This window comes from Curtobacterium sp. PhB136 (assembly GCF_004346855.1).
Taxonomy (GTDB): Bacteria; Actinomycetota; Actinomycetes; order Actinomycetales; family Microbacteriaceae; genus Curtobacterium.
Window position 1 is genome coordinate 207,902 of record NZ_SMGH01000005.1, and the last position, 17,750, is coordinate 225,651.

The 17,750-nt window shown below is 71.5% G+C and carries 20 protein-coding genes; 9 read left to right on the forward strand and 11 right to left on the reverse strand.

Annotated elements, in window-relative coordinates; translation table 11 throughout:
* Positions 1 to 79 precede the first annotated feature (79 nt).
* From EDF27_RS07395 to EDF27_RS07410, 4 genes are read left to right on the forward strand one after another with little or no spacing between them, the layout of a single operon-like run.
* Complete coding sequence (locus EDF27_RS07395; RefSeq protein WP_123702109.1) at positions 80 to 424, forward strand: PadR family transcriptional regulator; 345 nt, start codon at positions 80 to 82, stop codon at positions 422 to 424.
* 2 nt (positions 425 to 426) lie between these two features.
* Positions 427 to 810: a DUF1048 domain-containing protein gene (locus tag EDF27_RS07400; RefSeq protein WP_123702107.1), complete on the forward strand. Its 384-nt coding sequence runs from the start codon at positions 427 to 429 to the stop codon at positions 808 to 810.
* Positions 807 to 1,616 (forward strand): ATP-binding cassette domain-containing protein, encoded by an 810-nt coding sequence (locus EDF27_RS07405; protein WP_132047976.1) that lies wholly within the window; start codon positions 807 to 809, stop codon positions 1,614 to 1,616. The genes EDF27_RS07400 and EDF27_RS07405 overlap by 4 nt, the downstream gene beginning before the upstream one ends.
* Complete coding sequence (locus tag EDF27_RS07410; RefSeq protein WP_132047978.1) at positions 1,616 to 2,377, forward strand: ABC transporter permease; 762 nt, start codon at positions 1,616 to 1,618, stop codon at positions 2,375 to 2,377. Before EDF27_RS07405 ends, EDF27_RS07410 begins: the two co-directional genes overlap by 1 nt.
* A gap of 86 nt (positions 2,378 to 2,463) precedes the next feature.
* Here the strand turns inward: EDF27_RS07410 and EDF27_RS07415 are convergent, their stop codons facing one another.
* From EDF27_RS07415 to EDF27_RS07430, 4 genes are read right to left on the reverse strand one after another with little or no spacing between them, the layout of a single operon-like run.
* A complete protein-coding gene (locus EDF27_RS07415) occupies positions 2,464 to 4,419 on the reverse strand; it encodes a beta-L-arabinofuranosidase domain-containing protein (protein WP_132047980.1) in 1,956 nt (651 codons plus the stop codon).
* The gene (locus EDF27_RS07420; protein ID WP_123655614.1) at positions 4,416 to 5,387 is read right to left on the reverse strand and encodes a carbohydrate ABC transporter permease; all 972 of its coding nucleotides are present in this window, start codon (positions 5,385 to 5,387) and stop codon (positions 4,416 to 4,418) included. Before EDF27_RS07420 ends, EDF27_RS07415 begins: the two co-directional genes overlap by 4 nt.
* Positions 5,384 to 6,334, reverse strand: a complete 951-nt coding sequence (locus EDF27_RS07425) for a sugar ABC transporter permease (protein WP_123655615.1) — start codon at positions 6,332 to 6,334, stop codon at positions 5,384 to 5,386. The genes EDF27_RS07420 and EDF27_RS07425 overlap by 4 nt, the downstream gene beginning before the upstream one ends.
* Complete coding sequence (locus EDF27_RS07430) at positions 6,331 to 7,632, reverse strand: sugar ABC transporter substrate-binding protein (RefSeq protein WP_123655616.1); 1,302 nt, start codon at positions 7,630 to 7,632, stop codon at positions 6,331 to 6,333. Before EDF27_RS07430 ends, EDF27_RS07425 begins: the two co-directional genes overlap by 4 nt.
* Before the next feature lie 151 nt (positions 7,633 to 7,783).
* Between EDF27_RS07430 and EDF27_RS07435 the strand changes: the two genes are divergently transcribed.
* The gene (locus tag EDF27_RS07435) at positions 7,784 to 8,782 is read left to right on the forward strand and encodes a LacI family DNA-binding transcriptional regulator (RefSeq protein WP_207909580.1); all 999 of its coding nucleotides are present in this window, start codon (positions 7,784 to 7,786) and stop codon (positions 8,780 to 8,782) included.
* Positions 8,779 to 9,747, forward strand: coding sequence for an aminoglycoside phosphotransferase family protein (locus tag EDF27_RS07440; protein ID WP_243698250.1), 969 nt, complete (start codon positions 8,779 to 8,781; stop codon positions 9,745 to 9,747). Before EDF27_RS07435 ends, EDF27_RS07440 begins: the two co-directional genes overlap by 4 nt.
* 1 nt (position 9,748) lies before the next feature.
* Here EDF27_RS07440 and EDF27_RS07445 read toward each other — a convergent pair whose 3' ends face one another.
* Positions 9,749 to 10,462 (reverse strand): MBL fold metallo-hydrolase, encoded by a 714-nt coding sequence (locus EDF27_RS07445; protein ID WP_123702089.1) that lies wholly within the window; start codon positions 10,460 to 10,462, stop codon positions 9,749 to 9,751.
* A 54-nt stretch (positions 10,463 to 10,516) separates the two neighbouring features.
* Here EDF27_RS07445 and EDF27_RS07450 point away from each other — a divergent pair, with 54 nt between their 5' ends.
* The gene (locus tag EDF27_RS07450) at positions 10,517 to 11,053 is read left to right on the forward strand and encodes a TetR/AcrR family transcriptional regulator (RefSeq protein ID WP_123702087.1); all 537 of its coding nucleotides are present in this window, start codon (positions 10,517 to 10,519) and stop codon (positions 11,051 to 11,053) included.
* Positions 11,054 to 11,096: 43 nt separating this feature from the next.
* On the opposite strand, the gene EDF27_RS07455 is transcribed toward EDF27_RS07450, so the two are convergent.
* A complete protein-coding gene (locus tag EDF27_RS07455) occupies positions 11,097 to 11,918 on the reverse strand; it encodes an ornithine carbamoyltransferase (protein ID WP_123655621.1) in 822 nt (273 codons plus the stop codon).
* 95 nt (positions 11,919 to 12,013) lie between these two features.
* On the opposite strand from EDF27_RS07455, the gene EDF27_RS07460 reads away from it, so the two are divergent.
* Entirely contained in the window at positions 12,014 to 12,286 is a 273-nt protein-coding gene (locus tag EDF27_RS07460; RefSeq protein WP_123702082.1) for a hypothetical protein, read from the forward strand.
* 70 nt (positions 12,287 to 12,356) lie between these two features.
* On the opposite strand, the gene sufU is transcribed toward EDF27_RS07460, so the two are convergent.
* From sufU to EDF27_RS07485, 5 genes are all read right to left on the reverse strand, one after another.
* Complete coding sequence (gene sufU / locus EDF27_RS07465; RefSeq protein WP_123702080.1) at positions 12,357 to 12,806, reverse strand: Fe-S cluster assembly sulfur transfer protein SufU; 450 nt, start codon at positions 12,804 to 12,806, stop codon at positions 12,357 to 12,359.
* The gene (locus EDF27_RS07470; RefSeq protein WP_132048448.1) at positions 12,803 to 14,104 is read right to left on the reverse strand and encodes a SufS family cysteine desulfurase; all 1,302 of its coding nucleotides are present in this window, start codon (positions 14,102 to 14,104) and stop codon (positions 12,803 to 12,805) included. The genes sufU and EDF27_RS07470 overlap by 4 nt, the downstream gene beginning before the upstream one ends.
* Before the next feature lie 182 nt (positions 14,105 to 14,286).
* Positions 14,287 to 14,499: an Rv0909 family putative TA system antitoxin gene (locus tag EDF27_RS07475; protein ID WP_123655625.1), complete on the reverse strand. Its 213-nt coding sequence runs from the start codon at positions 14,497 to 14,499 to the stop codon at positions 14,287 to 14,289.
* A 96-nt stretch (positions 14,500 to 14,595) separates the two neighbouring features.
* The gene (locus EDF27_RS07480) at positions 14,596 to 15,879 is read right to left on the reverse strand and encodes a chloride channel protein (protein ID WP_123702076.1); all 1,284 of its coding nucleotides are present in this window, start codon (positions 15,877 to 15,879) and stop codon (positions 14,596 to 14,598) included.
* Positions 15,880 to 15,937: 58 nt separating this feature from the next.
* Positions 15,938 to 16,372, reverse strand: coding sequence for a zf-TFIIB domain-containing protein (locus EDF27_RS07485; RefSeq protein WP_123702074.1), 435 nt, complete (start codon positions 16,370 to 16,372; stop codon positions 15,938 to 15,940).
* Positions 16,373 to 16,547: 175 nt separating this feature from the next.
* Here EDF27_RS07485 and EDF27_RS07490 point away from each other — a divergent pair, with 175 nt between their 5' ends.
* Positions 16,548 to 17,723: an ROK family transcriptional regulator gene (locus EDF27_RS07490; protein ID WP_123702072.1), complete on the forward strand. Its 1,176-nt coding sequence runs from the start codon at positions 16,548 to 16,550 to the stop codon at positions 17,721 to 17,723.
* Positions 17,724 to 17,750 lie beyond the last annotated feature (27 nt).

Consider the following 17,750-nt stretch of genomic DNA (forward strand, 5'->3'; position numbering starts at 1 on the left):
CTCTTGCGCAACCGGTACTCAGTGTTACTATCTACCGGTAGTCAGCAACGCTGAGTACCACTTCGACCAGGAGGTACGCATGGCCAAGCAGGAGACGGAGATGCTCAAGGGCATCCTCGAGGGGATCGTCCTCGCCGTGCTCGTCGGCCGTCCGGCCCACGGGTACGAGATCACCGCCTCGCTCCGGGAGCAGGGCTTCACCGACATCGCCGAGGGCACCGTCTACGCCCTGCTCGTCCGCATCGAGCAGCGCGGCCTCGTCGACGTCGAGAAGGTCCCCTCCGAGAAGGGGCCGCCGCGGAAGGTGTTCACCCTGAACGCCCGCGGCCGGGAACAGCTCGACGACTTCTGGTCGGCGTGGACCTTCCTCGCCGACCGCCTCGAGCACCTGCACAACGCGACCAGCACGAACGGACAGGACTGACCATGGCCATCTCGATCTCCGACATCACCACCAAGCTCATCGGCGACAAGAAGCGCTGGCGGGCGTACAAGGCCCGGACGGCGACCCTGCCGGCGAGCCACCGCACCGCCGTCGACGGCATCGAGCGGTACCTCATGTACACGGGCCCGAGCGACGGCGACCAGCTCATGCGCATGCTCGACGACCTCGCGGACCTGTTCGAACAGAGCGCCGCGGACGGCACGAGCGTCCGCACCGTCGTCGGCGAGGACCCGATCGCGTTCGCCGAGGACTTCAAGGCGAACTACGGGCTCGGCTCGTGGCTGAGCAAGGAGCAGCAGCGCCTGGTCACCGCGATCGACGAGGCAGACCAGGCGGACGCTCATCGAGGAGGTGAACCGTCGTGACCAACGCCATCCGGGTCCGGGGCCTCACGAAGTCCTTCGGCGACCTGCACGTCCTCCGCGGCGTCGACCTCGACGTCGAGGCCGGCACCGTCTCGGCCCTGCTCGGCTCGAACGGTGCCGGCAAGACCACCGCGATCCGCATCCTCGCGACCCTCGCCGCGGCCACGGGTGGCACGGCCACCGTCGCGGGGCACGACGTCGCTGCCGAACCGGGCGCGGTCCGCGAGGCGATCAGCCTCACCGGACAGTTCGCGGCCGTGGACGAGGTGCTCACGGGCCGCGAGAACCTCGTCCTCGTCGCCCGGCTCCGGCACCTCCCGCACTCCGGCCGCATCGCCGACGAGCTCCTGGGACGGTTCTCGTTGACCGAGGCCGGTTCGCGTCGGGCGGGGACCTACTCGGGCGGCATGCGCCGTCGACTCGACATCGCGATGAGCCTCATCGGCGATCCGCAGGTGGTGTTCCTCGACGAGCCGACCACCGGACTCGATCCCGAGGCCCGGCTCGAGGTCTGGGATGCCGTCCGCGCACTCGTAGCGAGCGGCACGACGGTCCTGCTCACCACGCAGTACCTCGACGAGGCCGAGCACCTCGCGGACCGCATCGCGATCCTGCACGAGGGACGGATCATCGCCGACGGCACCCTCGCCGAGCTGCGACGCCTGCTCCCGCCCGCGCGGGTCGAGTACGTCGAGAAGCGTCCGACGCTCGAGGACGTCTTCCTCGCCGTCATCGGTCACGGCCCAGCCACGGCTGCGCCACACGAAGAAGCCACCACCGCGCCGCACCAGGAGGAGGTCGCCTGATGTCCACCCACCCGATCCACGACACCGCCGTCCTGACCGGCCGCTCCCTCAAGCACGTCTGGCGGAGCCCGGACACGATCATCACGACCGCCGTGATGCCCATCGCCTTCCTGCTCCTGTTCGTGTACGTCTTCGGCGGCGCGATCGACACGGGCAGCACCTCGTACGTCGACTACCTGCTGCCCGGGATCCTGCTCATCACGGTCGCGTCCGGCGTCGCGTACACCTCGTACCGGCTGTTCCTCGACCTGCAGTCGGGCATCGACGAGCGCTTCCGGTCCATGCCGATCGTCCGCGCGGCGTCGCTCTGGGCGCACGTCCTGACCTCGCTCGTCGCCAACCTGGTCTCGGTGACCGTGGTGGTCGGGGTCGCCCTGCTCATGGGCTTCCGGAGCAGCGCCGGCATCGGCGCGTGGCTCGGGGTGCTCGGCATCCTGGTGCTCTTCACGCTCGCACTCACCTGGATCGCGGTCGTGGCGGGCCTGTCGGCGAGGTCGGTCGACGGGGCGAGCGCGTTCTCGTACCCGCTGATCTTCCTGCCGTTCATCAGCTCGGCCTTCGTCCCGACGGACACGATGCCGGGTCCGGTCCGCTGGTTCGCGGAGCACCAACCGGTGACGTCCATCGTGGACTCGATCCGAGCCCTGTTCGCCGGGCAGTCCCCGCAAGCGGACCTCTGGATCGCGCTTGCCTGGTGCGCCGGCATCCTGCTCGTCGCGCTCGGCGCCGCGGTCCTGGTCCAGCGTCGCCGGGTCGGCTGACCCTCGAGCGCAGGCCCGGGGGTGCGGACCACCGCACCCCCGGACCACCGCACCCCGCGGACCACCGCCCTCCCGGGGCGCCCCCGTCACCGCCCCGTCGGCTCCTCCAGGTCGTCGACGTCCCGCCAGTTCCCGATCACCGGGAACTCCGTGACCCGCAACCGCGCGGACCCGTACGGCACCAACCGCAGGTCGTCGTCCGGCCCGTGGTCGAGCACCGGGCTCGCCGGCGGCACCGACGCCTGTGCGCCGTCCTTCCGCCACTCGGTCGCCCGCGCCCCCGGTGCGTGCAGCACAACGGCCGCGCTCCGGCGGTCTCGCAACGACCACGGCGCGCTCGGTACCGTGCCACGCGTGACGCGCCACTCCCCCGCGTCCCGGACCTCGGCGAGCGCCCAGTTCCACGACCCGCGCGGGTGCAGTTCCCACTCCCCGATACCGGGTGCCCCGTCGTGGGACACCCACCGCTCGCCGGGCGAGTAGACCATCGTCAGCGGGCCGAGCCGGACGGCTGCGGCCTGACGCTCCCGCCGGACGACCCGGGCACGCATCGGCAGGACGAGCACGACGTCCCCCGCGGCGGACCAGTCCCGCACCAGCGTCACGTACCCGTCGACGACGGAGACGCCGAGCGGCACCACCACCCCGCCCACCGTCAACGACGCCTCAGTCGCCCACTCCGGGATCCGGAGTCGCAGCGCGAACGGCGTCGTGCGCGCGGTCGACACCCGGATCGTCACCGTCTCGTCGAACGGGTACTCGGTGTCGACCGTGATCGCCACCGGGTCCTCGTCGACGGTGGTCGCGACCTCGGACGGCGCGTACGCGACGGCCCGCAGCCCGTCGTCGTCGCGCAGCCACAGGTGCGACACGAACTTCGGCCATCCCTGGTGCAGGTTCGCCGTGCAGCACCCGAAGTGCGGTTCGAGCCCGAAGATGCCGGCGTCGTCGGAGGAGAAGCTCCACTCCCGCCGGGCGACGGACACCTCGACCTGGTTCGTCTGCTGGTGGTACTGGTGCCCGCGCATCTCGGGGTCGCTCGACGCCGGCAGCAGGTTGTAGGCGAGGGACTCCAGCCGGTCGCCGTCGACCCCGCGCCCGTACACCTGGGCGTGCACCGCCGCGGTGAACATCATCTCGACGACCTGGCAGGTCTCGATGCCGGCGGTGGCTTCGCGGCCACCGAGCCACTCGTCACCGGAGAACCACCCGTTCGCCTGTCCGTGCCACCGGTCGAGCGCATCGAAGGACGTCTCGGTCCGGTCCGCGTGCCCGGCGAGGTCGTGGTCGCGGAGTGCGGCGACGGCTCCGGTCTTCAGGCCCATCGCGACGTTCGGTCCGTGGGTGCGGTGCGAGAACGTCCGCGCGGGCCCGGTGATGAGCTCGTCCGCCAGGTAGTCGTCCCACCGCGTGGTCTGCGCCGCGAGCAGGTCGACCAGGTCGAGGAGCCAGGCGTCGCCGGTCCGCTCGTACAGCCACCAGACCGACAGCGCGTTGTCGGCACCACGGGCACGCCCCCACGACGTCAGCGGCCGGCCGGGCAGGTGGTCGAGCTGGTGGCGGAAGTACCGGGACAGGAACGGCGCGACCCGCTCGTCCCCGGTCGCCTCGGCGTGCTGGGTGAGGACCTTGAGGGCGACCATCCGCGGCCACCAGTCGTCGTTCCCGGTCGGACCGAAGAAGCCGTCGTCGCGCTGCGACCCGAGGATCCACTCGATCCACGGTTCGGCCAGCGCGGTCAGCCGCGCGTCCTGCAGCACGTGCGCGAGCGGGACCAGCCCGTCCAGGTAGTACGGCCCGCGTTCCCAGTTCTCGCCGGGCCCGCCACGCCAGCCGCTGTCGGGGCCGACGTCGGGCCAGATCGCCTCGAGCTGCCCGGTGATGTTGTCGGCCTGCAGCCGGAGCTGGTCGAGCAGCCAGCCGCGCGGGGTGATGCTCCCGAGCGGGAGCGGACGGTGCGGCCGACCGGCGGTGCCGGCGGAGACGCCGGTCGAGCTGCCGGCGGTGCTGCCGGTGGGGGTCGACGTGTAGGACATGGTCATTTGATGGATCCTCCGATGAGACCTCGGGTGTAGTACCGCTGCAGGGCGAGGAACAGCACGACCACCGGCACGGTCGCGACGCACGCGACGGCGGTGAGGAGTCCCGGGTCGATCACCGGGACGCCGGGGATCTTGAAGGACGTGCTGATGCTCGAGAGCGCGAGCGGAAGGGTGTACTTGCTGTCGGTCGACAGGAACGTGACCGAGCTGAGCAGGTCGTTCCAGCCGGCCATGAAGCCGAACAGTGCGGTGGTGACGAGCCCGGGCCACGCGAGCGGGAGCATCACGGAGCGCAGGATCCGCCCCGTTCCGGCGCCGTCGATGGCCGCAGCATCCTCGAGCTCGGACGGGATCCCGTCGAACGTGTTCCGCATCACGAACACCGAGAACGGCAGCTGCAGCGTCACGAGGACGAGCACCACGCCGACCAGGGAGTCGAGCAGCCCGAGCTTGCCGAGCACGATCGACAGCGGCGTGAGCAGCCCCTGGAACGGCACGACGAGCGGCGCGAGCAACAGCACGAACACGATCGACGACCCGCGGAACCGGATCTTCGACAGCGCGTAGGCGGCGAGCGTCGACACGAGGGCGACGAGCACGGCGACCGCGATGGCGACGACGAACGAGTTGACGATGTTCTGCCGCAGGTCCACCGACGGGTCGAACACCTTCGCGTAGTTCCGGAGCGTCAGCGTCGCGATCGACTCCAGCCCGATCCCCCGGGCGTCGGCGTCGGCCGGCAGGAACGACCGGAACAGGATGTAGACGATCGGCGCGATGAACAGGAAGGCGAGCACCGTGCCGACGGCGACGTACGCGACGCCACTCGCGTGCACACGACGGCGCCGTGGCCCGGGACGGGTCACGTCCGGTGCGTCGGTCCGGTCCACCGCATCCGGTCCGGAGGCTCGACCCGCCCCGCGTCGAGACGCTGCGGTCGTGCGCTTGGTCACGTCCGTCGCGCTCATCGGTCGTCCTCCGCTCCGGTCGAGCGCAGCGCCCGCAGCTGGACGACCGCGATGGCGAGGATGATCACCGTGAGGATCATCGACAGGGCGGCGCCGTAGCCGAGGTCGTACCGGACGAACGACTGCTGGTACGTGTACATGACCGTCGTCGTGGTGGATCCGCTGGGGCCGCCCTTGGTCAGCACGTAGAACTGGTCGAAGACCAGGATCGAGCCGGAGACCGCGAGCAGCAGGCAGAGCGCGAACTGTCGTCGGACGAGCGGGAAGATCACGGATCCCTCGCGTCGCCACCAGCCGGCGCCGTCGATCTTGGAGGCCTCGATCACCTCGGTCGGCACCGCCTGCATGCCGGCCATCAGCAGGATCATCGCAACGCCCATCGACTTCCACACGGTCAGGACGATGACCGCCCAGAACGCGGAACCGGGCGCCGTGAACCAGGCGGTGTCCCCGTCGGTGAGCCCGACCGACTTCAGGAGCACGTTGATCACCCCGGTGCCGGGGACGAGCAGCACGTTCGCCATGTACGCGGCGGCGGTGAAGCCGATGACGACCGGCATGAAGAACGCCGTCCGGACGAAGGAGACGAACCGGCCCTCACCGCGGACCATCGTCGCCGCACCGTAGCTCACGGCCATCCCTAGCGGCACGGCGACCACGGTGAACAGCAGCGAGAAGACGAGTGAACGCCAGAACGCCGCGTCCTGGAACGCCTGCGCGTAGTTCCCGAAGCCGGCCAGGCTGACCTTGCCGAGCAGCGGCCAGTTCGAGAACGACATCCCGACGAGCAGTACCATCGGGACGACGAAGAACACGAGCGCGAGGACCAGCGCGGGGGCGACGAGCACCCACGCCAGCGTCTGGCGGCGCCGGCTCCCGGGCCGGGGACGGGAGCGTGTGCTCCCGTCCGCGACCCCGGCGAGCGCCGTGGAGGTGACGGCTGTCACTGCCCGACCTGGCTGTACGCCTGCTCGATGAGCGAGTTCGCCTGCTTCTCCGCGCTCGCGAGGGCGGTCGTCGCGTCCGCGCCCTGGAAGATGACCTTCTGGGACTGCTGCGCCCACGGGCCGTTCGGGTCGTTGATGACGGCGTTGTAGGCGATGCTCTTCGGGAGCTTGCCGATCGCGAGCGTGTCGACGATGTCCTTCGACCACTCGTCGGTCGCCAGGCTCTTCGCCACGGTGAGGTCCGGCGCGATCCAGCCCTGCGACAGGTCGATCTTCGCCGCTTCCTTCGAGCTGACCAGCCACTTCATGAGCGACCAGGCGCCGTCGGTGTTCTTCGCACCGGCGGTCATGCCGATCTCGTCACCACCGAGGAACGAGCCGGAGCCGCCGTCCACGCCGGGGATCCCGACCGCGCTGCCGAAGTCGGCCTTCTTCGCGGTGAGCGTGTTCGCACCGCCGAAGAGGATGCCGACCTTGCCGTTCAGCGCGTTCTCCTGCCCGACGTTGCCCGGGTCCTGGTTGGGCTGGTCGGTCTTCTGCATGAGCCCGGACTTCCACATGTCCTGGTACCAGTCGACCATCCCGACGAGTTCCGGGCTGGTGAACTCGGCCTTCTGGTCCTTCCCAGCGGCGGTCAGGACGCTGCCGCTCTTGGCCCACGAGCTCGGGAAGCCGGTCCAGGCCTGGCCGACGCCGCCGAGGGTCGAGAACCCGGTGACCCCGCCGCCGAGCGCCTGGATCTTCTGCGCGTCCGCCTTGACCTCGGCGAGGGACGTCGGCGGCTTCGTCGGGTCGAGTCCTGCCTCCTTGAACAGCGACTTGTTCCAGAACATCTGCGAACCGGTGAGCGCGACCGGGAGCGCGAAGTTCTTGCCGTCGAGCGTGCCGATCTCGACACCGGCCGGCGCGAGGTCGCCCTTGTCCGAGAGCCCCTTCACCTTGTCGGTGACGTCGGCGAGCAGGCCCTGCGTTGCGAGGAGCGGGGTGTTGACGATGTCGTAGCTGACGAGGTCCGGCACCGACCCGGCACGGGCGGAGTTGGCGAGCTTGGTGAGGTACTGGTCGGCCTGGATCGTGGAGAGCTTCACGGTGACGCCGGGGTGGGACTTCTCGTACGCCTTGACCTGCGCCGTCAGGTCGACGCCGCCGTCGCGCTGCCAGAGCGTGACCGTGCCCTTCGCCGCGCCGCCGGTGTCGGCCGTCCCGCTCGAGGAGCACCCGGCCAGCCCGATCGCCGCGACGGTCAGAGCGGCTGCCGCGATCGCGGTCCGCCGGATCGTGGATGTCTTCATCGTCATCTCCGCATCTCTGCTTGCCGCGTCGTTGCGGCAAGATTTGCTGTGTTTGCCGAAGGTAGAACCTGGCGATGGCCGTGTCAATGCTTGACGTCGCAATCGTGATACGGCAAGGTTTGCCGAGTGCCGTACGATGCATCGCAAGGAGGACGCCGTGGTCAATCGACGTGAGGTGACGCTCGCCGACGTCGCCGCGCAGACCGGTGTCTCGGTCGGGACGGTCTCCAAGGTCCTCAACGGCCGCGGACAGATCGCCGAGGCGACGCGGCAACGTGTGGCCCTGGTGGCGAGCGAGCTGGGACTGGTCGTGCGCGCCGAGACGCGAGCACAGCCTCCCGGCCGCTCCTTCCTGGTCGGCGTGCTCTCGACGGATGCCTACGGGCGCTTCACCATCCCGATCCTCACCGGGGCGGAGGACACCTTCGGCCCCGGCGAGGTGTCCATGCTGCTCGCCGAGAGCCGCGGCGACCCCATCCGTGAAGCGCACTACGTGCAGACGTTCCTGAACCAGCGGGTCGACGGCATCGTGGTGACCGGTCGCTCCAGCGACCCCCGACCGTCGATCACCGGACTCCTCGGGGTGCCGGCCGTGTACGCGCTCGCGCCGTCCCTCGACCCGGACGACGTCTCCATCGTGCCGGACGACGAAGCCGGCGCCGCCCGCGCGATCGACCACCTGATCGGGTCCGGACGCCGCTCCATCGCGGTCGTCTCGGGTGCCCGGCGGCACACCGCGAGTTCGCACCGCGTCGAGAGCGCGAAACGGGCCATCGCCGCTGCCGGAGCGACGCTCGCCGGTGGCGACGCCCTCTACGGCGAGTGGAGCGAGCGCTGGGGGTACGAGGCGGCGACCCGGCTGCTCGGGAGCGAGTTCGACGGCGTCTTCTGCACGAGCGACCAGATCGCGCGCGGCGTCGTGGACTGCCTGCGCGAAGCCGGGATCGTGGTGCCCACCCAGGTCGGCGTCGTCGGCGTGGACAACTGGAGCGTCATCACCGACGCGGCGCGGCCGAGCATCACGTCCGTGGACCTCAACCTGCGCGAGGTCGGCCGCCGCGCGGCAGCCCTGCTCATGCGGATGATCCAGGGCGACCAGGTCGCGGGCGGCGTCCGCACCGCGGAGTGCTTCCTCGTGCCCCGGCAGTCGACGTGAACCCCACGGCGGATCCGCGCCTGGCGCGCGCACTGGCGGCCGCCGGTCTGCCGACGACGGGTCACTTCGTCGAGAAGGGCGGCTGGGTCAGCCACGCCTGGATCGGCGACGACGTCGTCGTCCGGGCGAGCAACGGCGCGATCCGCGACGCCTACCGCCACGAAGCCGAGGTCGTCGACCTGCTCGCCGGCAGCGACGTCCCGCACGCTCGACGCATCGCGCACGGCGACGAACCGGACGGCGCCTGGTCCGTGTCGACGCGACTGCCCGGTCGCACGCTGCAGGACGCCTGGCCGACCGCCTCGCCGGAGGCCCGCCGGACCATGATCGAGAGCCTCGGATCAGCGCTCCGCGAGCTCCACCGCGTCCCGGCACCCGCGGACCTGATGCCGCCCTGGCTGGCCGATGCCCTCGCCGGCGGATCGTGGCCCGCGTACCACCCGCCCGTCGTCGGCGCGGCCGAGCAGCTGGTCGACGAGGCCCGTCACGCCGGCGGCGACGCCGGGCTGTTCGAGCACGTCGCGCGCTGGGTCGACGCGCGACTGCCCCTCTTCGCCGACGACCGGCTCGTCCTCGTCCACGGTGATCTGCACGGGTCGAACGTGATGGTCGACCAGGGGCGCGTCACCGGGCTCATCGACTTCGCCGAGGCGGTGGCCCAGCCGGCCGACGTCGAACTCGACACCATCCTGCGCTGGTGTGCTCGACCGCTGGAGTTCCCGGCCACACCCGACGGCCGAGGGCTCGACGCATCGACCCTGACAGAGGTCCCCGGGTGGCTGCGCGGCGCGTACCCGGAGCTGTTCGCGCGCGAGCACCTGCGCGAGCGACTGCGGTTCTTCGACATGGAGGTCGAGCTCGCGATCCTCGCGCACCACCCCGACCCCACGGTGCGTGAGGTGGCGCGAGGACGCGTCACGCGACTGCTCGAGGGGCACGACCACCTCGACGGGCTCGTCTGGTAGGTCAGCGCGCCGCCGCTTCCACCGCGGCGACCGCAGCAGCGACCCCACCGTGGAACGGTGCCCCGTGCCCCGGCAGCACCCACGTTGCCCCGGTGGGCAGCAGGGCGCCGAGCGACGCGATCGCCTGGGCCGGCTCGTCGGTGAACGGCGCGGGCGCGGGGCCGACGGCTCCGGTCAGCACGTGCCGGGTGGTGAGCCCGTCGCCGACGAACACCGCGTCGACCGCCGGTACCCACACCGCGATGCTCCCCGGCGAGTGTCCCGGCATGCCGATGACCTGCGGCGCACCCGGCAGGTCGAGGACGTCGCCGTCGTGCACCTCGACCACCTCCTGCAGCCACACCGGCCGTGCGCCGCCCTTGCGCAGCGAGTAAGCCACGAAGCCGAGGAGTGCCCCGATCCGCATCCGCTGCTTCCCACCCTTGGGCTTCGGACCGCCCTTGGCGCGCTCGGCGTCGGCGGCGTGCACGTACACCGGCACGCCGTGTTCGCGACGCAGCCGTTCGGCGAAGCCGACGTGGTCGGAGTCGCCGTGGGTGAGCACCACGCCCCGGACGTCATCGAGCGAGCGCCCCATCGACGCCAGCTCGGCGACGAGGTCACGCCAGTGGCCGGGGAGGGCGGCGTCGATCACGGTGATGCCCTCGGGCGTCTCGACGAGGTAGGCGGAGACCACGTCGCTGCCGATGCGGCGGAGGTTGGGTGCGAGTTCCATGATGGCTACGCTACATAGCCATCATGGCTACTGTCAATAGCTATACTCGGGTCCATGCCCACTCCGGACCGGACCACCCTCGACGCCATCGTCGCCGCCGCGCGCGACCTGCTCGAGGAGGACGGGCTCGCCGGCGTGACGATGCAGGGCGTCGCCGTCCGCGTCGGCGTGCGCGCACCGTCGCTGTACAAGCGGGTGGAGAACCGCGACCGGCTGATCCAGCTCGTGGCCGAGGAGACCCTCCTCGAGCTGACAGCACGCCTGGACGCCGCCGCGGATGCTCGCACGCTGCTCGACACGTACCGCGCGTTCGGGAAGGAACGACCAGCGGCCTTCCGACTGGTCATGACGCCCGGTGCAGGAACGCCCGTCGCCGACACCGCGGTGCAGGCGGCAGCGAGCACCGCGATCCTCCGTATCTCCGCCGGGCTGGCGGGCGAGACCGATGCGCTCGAGGCAGCGCGCCTGCTCACCGCGTGGGCCACGGGCTTCATCAGCATGGAGCTGAACGGCGCGTTCCGCCTCGGCGGGGACATCGACCGCGCGTGGGACTACGGCATCGCCCACCTGGTGGACGCGATCACCCGGTAGTCGCCGGCGGACGCGGTCAGCAGCACCGGCGCGCCTCTGAGCGTCATCCCAGCCCCAGACAGGTCGCCATCACGGCCTGCTGCACCGGCAGCAGCGACGCCTTGAACGCGTGCCCCACGAACGCCGGGTGCTCCAGGGCATCCGCGCTGACCTCGCGCCCACGCAGGAACGGCGGGCACGGGTTCAGCCGGACGCCCGACGGCGCCGCATCGAGGAGCGCCGCGGTGATCCGGTACGGCGCCAGGAGTTCGGCGTGCGGGCCCGGACCGTCGGTGAGCACCACGTCGGCGGAGCGGATCGCCACGTCGAGGTCGTCCGTCCACCGCGCACCCGGGGTCGCGACCTGCGCCGGGCAGCACTGGACGAGGTCGAGCTCCATCGCCCGTGCCGCTTCCTGCCAGGCACGCGCGATGTTGCCGTCGGCGCCGACGAACAGGAACCGCAGCGACCGGAGTTCCGCACCGAGCCGCAGGGCGTACAGGTCCGACAGCACCTCGCACGGGTGGTTGCCGTCCGTCATGGCGTTCACGACGGGGAGGGACGGCACCGAGTCCAACCCGTCGAGGACCGCGAGATCGGGGTGCCGGGCGACCACGATGTCGGCCCAGGCGTCGAGGTACCCGGCGACGTCGGCGAGTGCCTCGGGCTTGTCGAGCGTCGTCTCGGGGAACACGATCGGCTGCAGGCCCATCAGCGCCGCCCCCCGCTCGAACGTCACCCGCGTCCGCAGGCTGGAGGCGGGGAAGAACAGCACCGCGCACCCGGAGGTGACGGGACCGCGGCCGTCGCGGTAGGCGTCGGCGAGGTCGAAGACCCCCGCGATGTCCGAGTCGGACCAGTCGTCGAGGCGGATGAGCGAGCGCATCAGATCACCGTAGCGACACGTCGGCGAAACACCGGATGTCGTCTCCTGGTCCTGCACGGCGTCACCGAGGCGTCGACGAAACGAAGGAGAACACCATGCCCGTCACGAAGAAGCTCCTCGCGAGCGGCATCGTCCTCACGGCCGTCGGAGCGAGTGTGCTCGGCGGAACGGCGGTCGCCTCCGCCGCGTCCGTCGGTCAGGAGGCAGGGACACTCGCCCGTCCGACCGAGGACGCGCTCATGCTGACGCCGCACTCCGGTGATGGCGATGCCACGTTCACGGTCGACCAGGACGCGGTGGGGGATCCTTCCGTGGTCCTCGAGCCGGGTTCCGGCGACACGGTCATCGGTCAGCCTGTCGGGTCGTAGACGCGGACGATGACGGACGGGAGGCCCGTGGCGGCGCCGCCACGGGCCTCCCGTCCGGTTCCGGGTCGTGTCAGCGGGCCGCGCTCGCCTCGCGCACGGCGGCTTCCGCCGCGACCCACGCGAGCATCCCGCACTTCACGCGCATGACGAACTTCGAGACCCCGTGGAAGGCGATCAGGTCCTCGAGGACGTCCTCGTCCGGTTCGCCGACACCTCTGGACCGCATCATCGCGCGGAACTCCTCGGTGAGGGCGAGCAGCTCCGGGGTGGTCCGGCCGACGGCCATGTCGGTGAGCACCGACGCGGAGGCCATCGAGATCGAGCACCCGTCACCCTGCCAGGCGAGCCCGGCGATGCGGTCCGAACCGGGCTCGAGCCGCACGCTGACGGTGATCTCGTCGCCGCACGTGGGGTTCCGCTCGAAGTGCGACGCGTCGGCATCGGCGAGCGCACCGTCGCCGTGCCGGGCCTTCGCGTGGTCGAGGATGACCTGCTGGTACAGGGAGTCGAGGGAGTTCACGAGGCCGCTCCGTCCGCACCGAAGTAGCCGCGGATCTCGCTGACGGCCTGCACGAAGCGGTCCACGTCCGACTCGGTCGTGTACACGTACGTGCTCGCGCGGCTGGTGGCGGTGAGACCGAGGCGGCGGTGCAGCGGCTGGGCGCAGTGGTGCCCGGAGCGGACGGCGATGCCCTGCGCGTCGAGGTACTGCGCGACGTCGTGCGCGTGCACCCCGTCGACGTCGAACGACACCAGACCCGAGCGCGGGATGCCCGCTGCCGGACCGACGACGGCGATGCCCGGGACGGCGGCGAGCCCGTCGAGCATCCGCTGGGCGAGGTGCTCCTCGTGCATGCGGACCCGCTCCATGCCGATGGCCTGCAGGTAGCGGACCGCCTCGGCGAGCGCCACGGCCTGGGAGACGGGCTGCGTGCCGGCCTCGAAGCGCTCCGGCGCCGGCATGAAGTCGGTGTGCTCCATCGTCACGGTGGTGATCATCGAGCCGCCGGTGCGGAACGGGGGCAGCGCGTTCAGGAGTGCGCTGTGTCCCCAGAGCACGCCGATGCCGTTCGGGCCGAGCATCTTGTGCCCGGAGAACGCGGCGAAGTCGACGCCGAGGGCCTGCACGTCGAGGGGGCGGTGCGGTGCGGACTGGCAGGCGTCGAGGACCACCAGGGCACCGTGCGCGTGTGCCGCCGCGACGATCTCGGCGACGGGGGCGATCATCCCGGTGACGTTGGAGACGTGCGCGAAGGCGACGACCTTCGTGCGGTCGGTGATGAGCGCGATGGCGTCGGCAGCGCTCCAGCAGCCGTCGTCGTCGACGGGCACCCAGCGGAGCGTCGCGCCGGTTGCGATGGCGAGCTCCTGCCAGGGCACGAGGTTCGCGTGGTGCTCGGCCTCGGTCACCAGGACCTCGTCACCCGGGCCGATCCGGAAGCGTTCGGCGTCCGCTCCCCCGCGGCCGCGGCTGGCGTTCGCGATGCCGTACGCGACGAGGTTGAGGGCGTCGGTGGCGTTGCTCGTCCACACGACCTCGCTCGGGTTCGCGGCACCGATGAAGCCGGCGACGGTGGCGCGGGCGTCCTCGTAGGCGTCGGTGGCCAGGGCGGCGAGGGTGTGCGCGCCACGGTGGACGGCCGCGTTGTCGTGCTCGAGGAAGCGGCGTTCGGCGTCGAGCACCTGGCGGGGCCGTTCGGCGGTGGCGCCGGAGTCGAGGTACGCCAGCGGCTCGCCGTTCACCTGCTGCTGCAGGATCGGGAAGTCGGCCTTGATCCGCTCGACCTGGTCGTCGGTGAGCGGCTGGTTCGGTGCCACGATCGTCACTGCGCTTGATCCTCCTGGTCGTCGGGGACGACTCACTGTCGTCGGGGACAACTCACTGTCGTCGGGGACAACCGCTCCATGGTCCCGGTTGTTCCGCCAGGAGTCCACCCGGTCCCCCGACAGCGAACGACCCCGGCCCCGTTGCCGGGGCGGGGCCGTTCGGTGTGCGCACGCTACTCGTTGCCGACGTGCTTGTCGGCGGAGTCGCGGGCGCCGTCGATCTTGTCGTCGAACTTGCCGCCGGTGGCCTTCTTCACGGCGTCGGCGACGCCGTCGAGCACCTTGTCGCTGATGCCCTCGGCCTTCTCGCTCTTCAGGGCGTCCTGGACCTTGCCGTCCTTGAGGAAGTCCTGCGCCTTCTTCGTGATGTCGTCGAACCCCGCCATGTCCGTGCCTCTCGTTCGGCGCGGAGCCGGTCGCCCCGCCGCGTGCCGCCGATGGTAGGCCGGTCGGGTCGCGCGCGTGTGGGTCGGGTGCGGCGGTCAGGCCATCTGGGCGCTGCGTCGGCGCGCGAGCACGTAGCCGACCGCGACGGACCCGGAGACCGCCAGGAGCGACGGGATGAGGATGTCGGTGCCCTGCTCGGTGAACTCGACGACGAGCACGAGCGCGGTGAACGGCGCACGCATGGTCGTCGCGAGGAACGCCGCGGCGCCGATGAACGCGAAGGACGCCAGACCGGGGCCGTCCGCCGGCCAGAGCAGGATCCACGCACCGCCGAGGAACCCGCCGAACGCCGCGCCGATCGCGATCGAGGGCGTCAGGGTGCCGCCGACCGCACCGGCACCGATCGTGGCCGAGGTGGTGATGGTCCGGATCAGACCGAGCACGAGGAGCAGCACGATCGGCGCGAAGCCGAGCATCGAGCCGTCGTCGACGGAGGTGTTCATCGCCAGGATGCCGAGCGCCCGGCCGTTGCCGAGGATCTCCGGGAACGGCACGGCGATGAGCCCGACCATCGCGAACACGACCGGCAGCACGACGAGCAGGTGCCAGCCCTTCGGCGCGATGCCTTGCAGCCGGTTGGTCAGCTTCACGAAGCCGACGCCGGCGAAGCCCAGCACCGGTCCGACGACGACGGCCCAGACGAGCAGCGACGGCGACATGTGCATCGCGGGCACGTGGTAGAGCACCTCGTCCGGGATCACGAGTCGCGCGACGAAGGCCGCGACGGCGCTCGTGGCGAACGCCGGCAGCGCGGTGGCGAAGGTGAGCTCGCCGAGCAGGACCTCGACCGCGAAGAGCGCACCGCCGAGCGGCACGTCGTACACGGCGGCGAGGCCGGCGGCGGCGCCGCACGCGACGAGGATCTTCGTCTCGCGCTTCGACAGTCCCGCGCGGGCGGTGACGAGCTGGGCGAGCCAGGCGCCGATCTCCCGCGGCGCCACCTCTTTGCCGATGGACGCACCGAGGCCGACCGCGAGGATCTGGACACCGGCGTTCGCCAGGGTCGCGAGCGCCGGCATCCGCTTGCCGTTGACCGCACCGGGCACGGAGACGATCGGTCGGCCCCACCGTCGGAGCGCCCACCAGGCGAACCCGGTCAGGATGCCCGCGGCGACGAGGGCGAGGAACCGGTTCAGCGCGGACGGGGCGTCGGCTGCCTCGAGGTGGCCGGCGAACGGGAACCCGAACGCGACGAACTGGATGAGCTGCAGCGCGAGCCACACCGAGACCCCGGCGATGCCACCCGCGACCCCGACGAGTCCGGTGACGACGACGAGCTTCAGCACCCAGCCCGGGGTCGTGTGTGCGGTGTGCGGCATATCGGAAACCCTATCGGCCGCGGGCCCGCCGCTCCGGCCCCGTCACCGCCGGGCGTCGTCAGTCGAAGAGCTCGCTGAGCCAGTTCCCGCGGCGCTTCTTCCCGTACGGCTGCTGGCCGTACTGCTGGCTGGACTGCTGGCCGTACTGCTGCTGGCCGTACTGCTGCTGGCCGTACCCGCGGCGGCCCTTGTCCCACGACCCGGGCGAGCCCGGGGATCCCGGGGACGCGTACCCGTTCCGCGGGACCGCCATGCCGGACGTGTACCCGGGCACGTAGCCGGGCGCAGGCGCGGCCGGCACCGCGTGCGGACCGGGTGCCGGAGCCGGCGCGGGGGCCGCGGTCGCGGTGGGCGCTGACGGCGCTGCTCGCTCGATGATCTTGTCGAGCTCGCCGCGGTCGAGCCACACACCGCGGCACTCGGGGCAGTAGTCGATCTCGATGCCGGATCGCTCCGACATCACGAGGGTCGCCTGGTCGTTGGGGCACTGCATGAGGAGGTCCTTCCGATCGGCGCGAGGTGCGCACTGCGATCGATCCTGTCGACCGCGTGTGTGCCGCCCGTGCGGAACCCCTGGACAGCCCCTGTGGATCACCGGAGTGTCCACCGCCCGGCACCGGCAGGACCCGGCACCAGCGCCTGCGCCCTAGGCTGACGACGTGCCCGAGATGCCCGACGCAGGACCCCAGCACGGCTGGGAGCCGCTGGTCGGCAGCGCGCAGTCCGTCGTCCTCGAAGTGCTCCGTGCCGGGCCGCGTCCGCGCACCGAGCTCGCCGCCCGCCTGGGCCTCTCCGGCCCGAGCCTGTCCCGGATCACGAAGCCGCTGCTCGAAGCGGGGATCCTGATCGAGCGCGACGGCGTGCAGCAGACGGTGACCGGCCGCCCCTCGATCCCGCTCGACATCGACCAGGACGCACACCACTTCATCGGGGTGAAGCTCACCGGCGACAGCCTCTTCGCCGTCTCGACGGACCACCGCGGCGAGGTCCTCACCGAGCGTGAGGAACCACTCGCCGACCGGGACGTCAGCGCCGTCGTCGCCCGGGTCGCCGAGGTGATCGCCGCCATCACCGCAGCGGACGACCGGGTCCGGGGCGTGTGCGTCGCGCTCGGCGGCGCGACCGAGGACCGCCGGACCGTCCGTCGGGCGCCGTTCCTCGGCTGGGAAGACGTCCCGCTCGCAGCGCTGCTCGCCGACGCGACCGGACTGCCGTGCTCGGTGGAGAACGACGTCCGGGCGCTCACCCACGCTGAGCACTGGTTCGGGGAAGGGCGTGACCACCGGTCCTTCGCGCTCCTGACGATCGGTGCCGGCATCGGTCTCGGTCTGGTCGTCGGCGGCACGGTCGTGGCAGGCGCCCACGGAGCCGCCGGCAGCATCGGGCACCAGCGGCTCGGTGGGACCGCGGGGACGTCGGACCTCCGCTGCGAGTTCGGGCACCGCGGGTGTGCACGGGCGGTCATCAGCGCCCGGGCGATCGCCCTCGCGGGCAGTGCGTCGCTCGGCCGTCAGGTGTCGGCCGCCGAGCTCCTCGACGTGGCGCGTGGCGACGGCACTGGTGCCGACGCTCGCGCTGCCCGCACCGTGGTCGACACCGCGGCCGAAGCGCTCGGGCTCCTCGTCGCGGACGTCGTCAACGTCGTCGACCCCGAGGTCGTCCTGCTCTCCGGGGAGCTCGTCGGCGTCGCCGAGGTCGGCCGGACAGCGCTCGACCGCTCGGTCGAGGCCGCCCGGCACTGGTCGACGCCGGCGCCCACCGTCATCGCGCAGCCGTTCCGCTTCAACGAGTGGGCCCGGGGCGCGGCCGCGGTCGCCATCCAGATGCACGCCCTCGGCGCCTGACCCCCACGCGCCCGCGCCCGCGCAAGC

Bases quoted from the DNA above. Each gene is read 5' to 3' on its own strand.
- EDF27_RS07445 (WP_123702089.1), bottom strand. From the start codon at position 10,462: ATGGAACTCGCACCCAACCTCCGCCGCATCGGCAGCGACGTGGTCTCC.
- EDF27_RS07475 (WP_123655625.1), bottom strand. From the start codon at position 14,499: ATGGCGGGGTTCGACGACATCACGAAGAAGGCGCAGGACTTCCTCAAG.
- EDF27_RS07430 (WP_123655616.1), bottom strand. From the start codon at position 7,632: ATGACGATGAAGACATCCACGATCCGGCGGACCGCGATCGCGGCAGCC.
- EDF27_RS07415 (WP_132047980.1), bottom strand. From the start codon at position 4,419: ATGACCATGTCCTACACGTCGACCCCCACCGGCAGCACCGCCGGCAGC.
- EDF27_RS07455 (WP_123655621.1), bottom strand. From the start codon at position 11,918: ATGCGCTCGCTCATCCGCCTCGACGACTGGTCCGACTCGGACATCGCG.
- EDF27_RS07410 (WP_132047978.1), top strand. From the start codon at position 1,616: ATGTCCACCCACCCGATCCACGACACCGCCGTCCTGACCGGCCGCTCC.
- EDF27_RS07400 (WP_123702107.1), top strand. From the start codon at position 427: ATGGCCATCTCGATCTCCGACATCACCACCAAGCTCATCGGCGACAAG.
- EDF27_RS07485 (WP_123702074.1), bottom strand. From the start codon at position 16,372: ATGCAGTGCCCCAACGACCAGGCGACCCTCGTGATGTCGGAGCGATCC.
- EDF27_RS07420 (WP_123655614.1), bottom strand. From the start codon at position 5,387: ATGAGCGCGACGGACGTGACCAAGCGCACGACCGCAGCGTCTCGACGC.
- EDF27_RS07395 (WP_123702109.1), top strand. From the start codon at position 80: ATGGCCAAGCAGGAGACGGAGATGCTCAAGGGCATCCTCGAGGGGATC.
- EDF27_RS07450 (WP_123702087.1), top strand. From the start codon at position 10,517: ATGCCCACTCCGGACCGGACCACCCTCGACGCCATCGTCGCCGCCGCG.
- EDF27_RS07460 (WP_123702082.1), top strand. From the start codon at position 12,014: ATGCCCGTCACGAAGAAGCTCCTCGCGAGCGGCATCGTCCTCACGGCC.
- EDF27_RS07480 (WP_123702076.1), bottom strand. From the start codon at position 15,879: ATGCCGCACACCGCACACACGACCCCGGGCTGGGTGCTGAAGCTCGTC.
- EDF27_RS07490 (WP_123702072.1), top strand. From the start codon at position 16,548: ATGCCCGACGCAGGACCCCAGCACGGCTGGGAGCCGCTGGTCGGCAGC.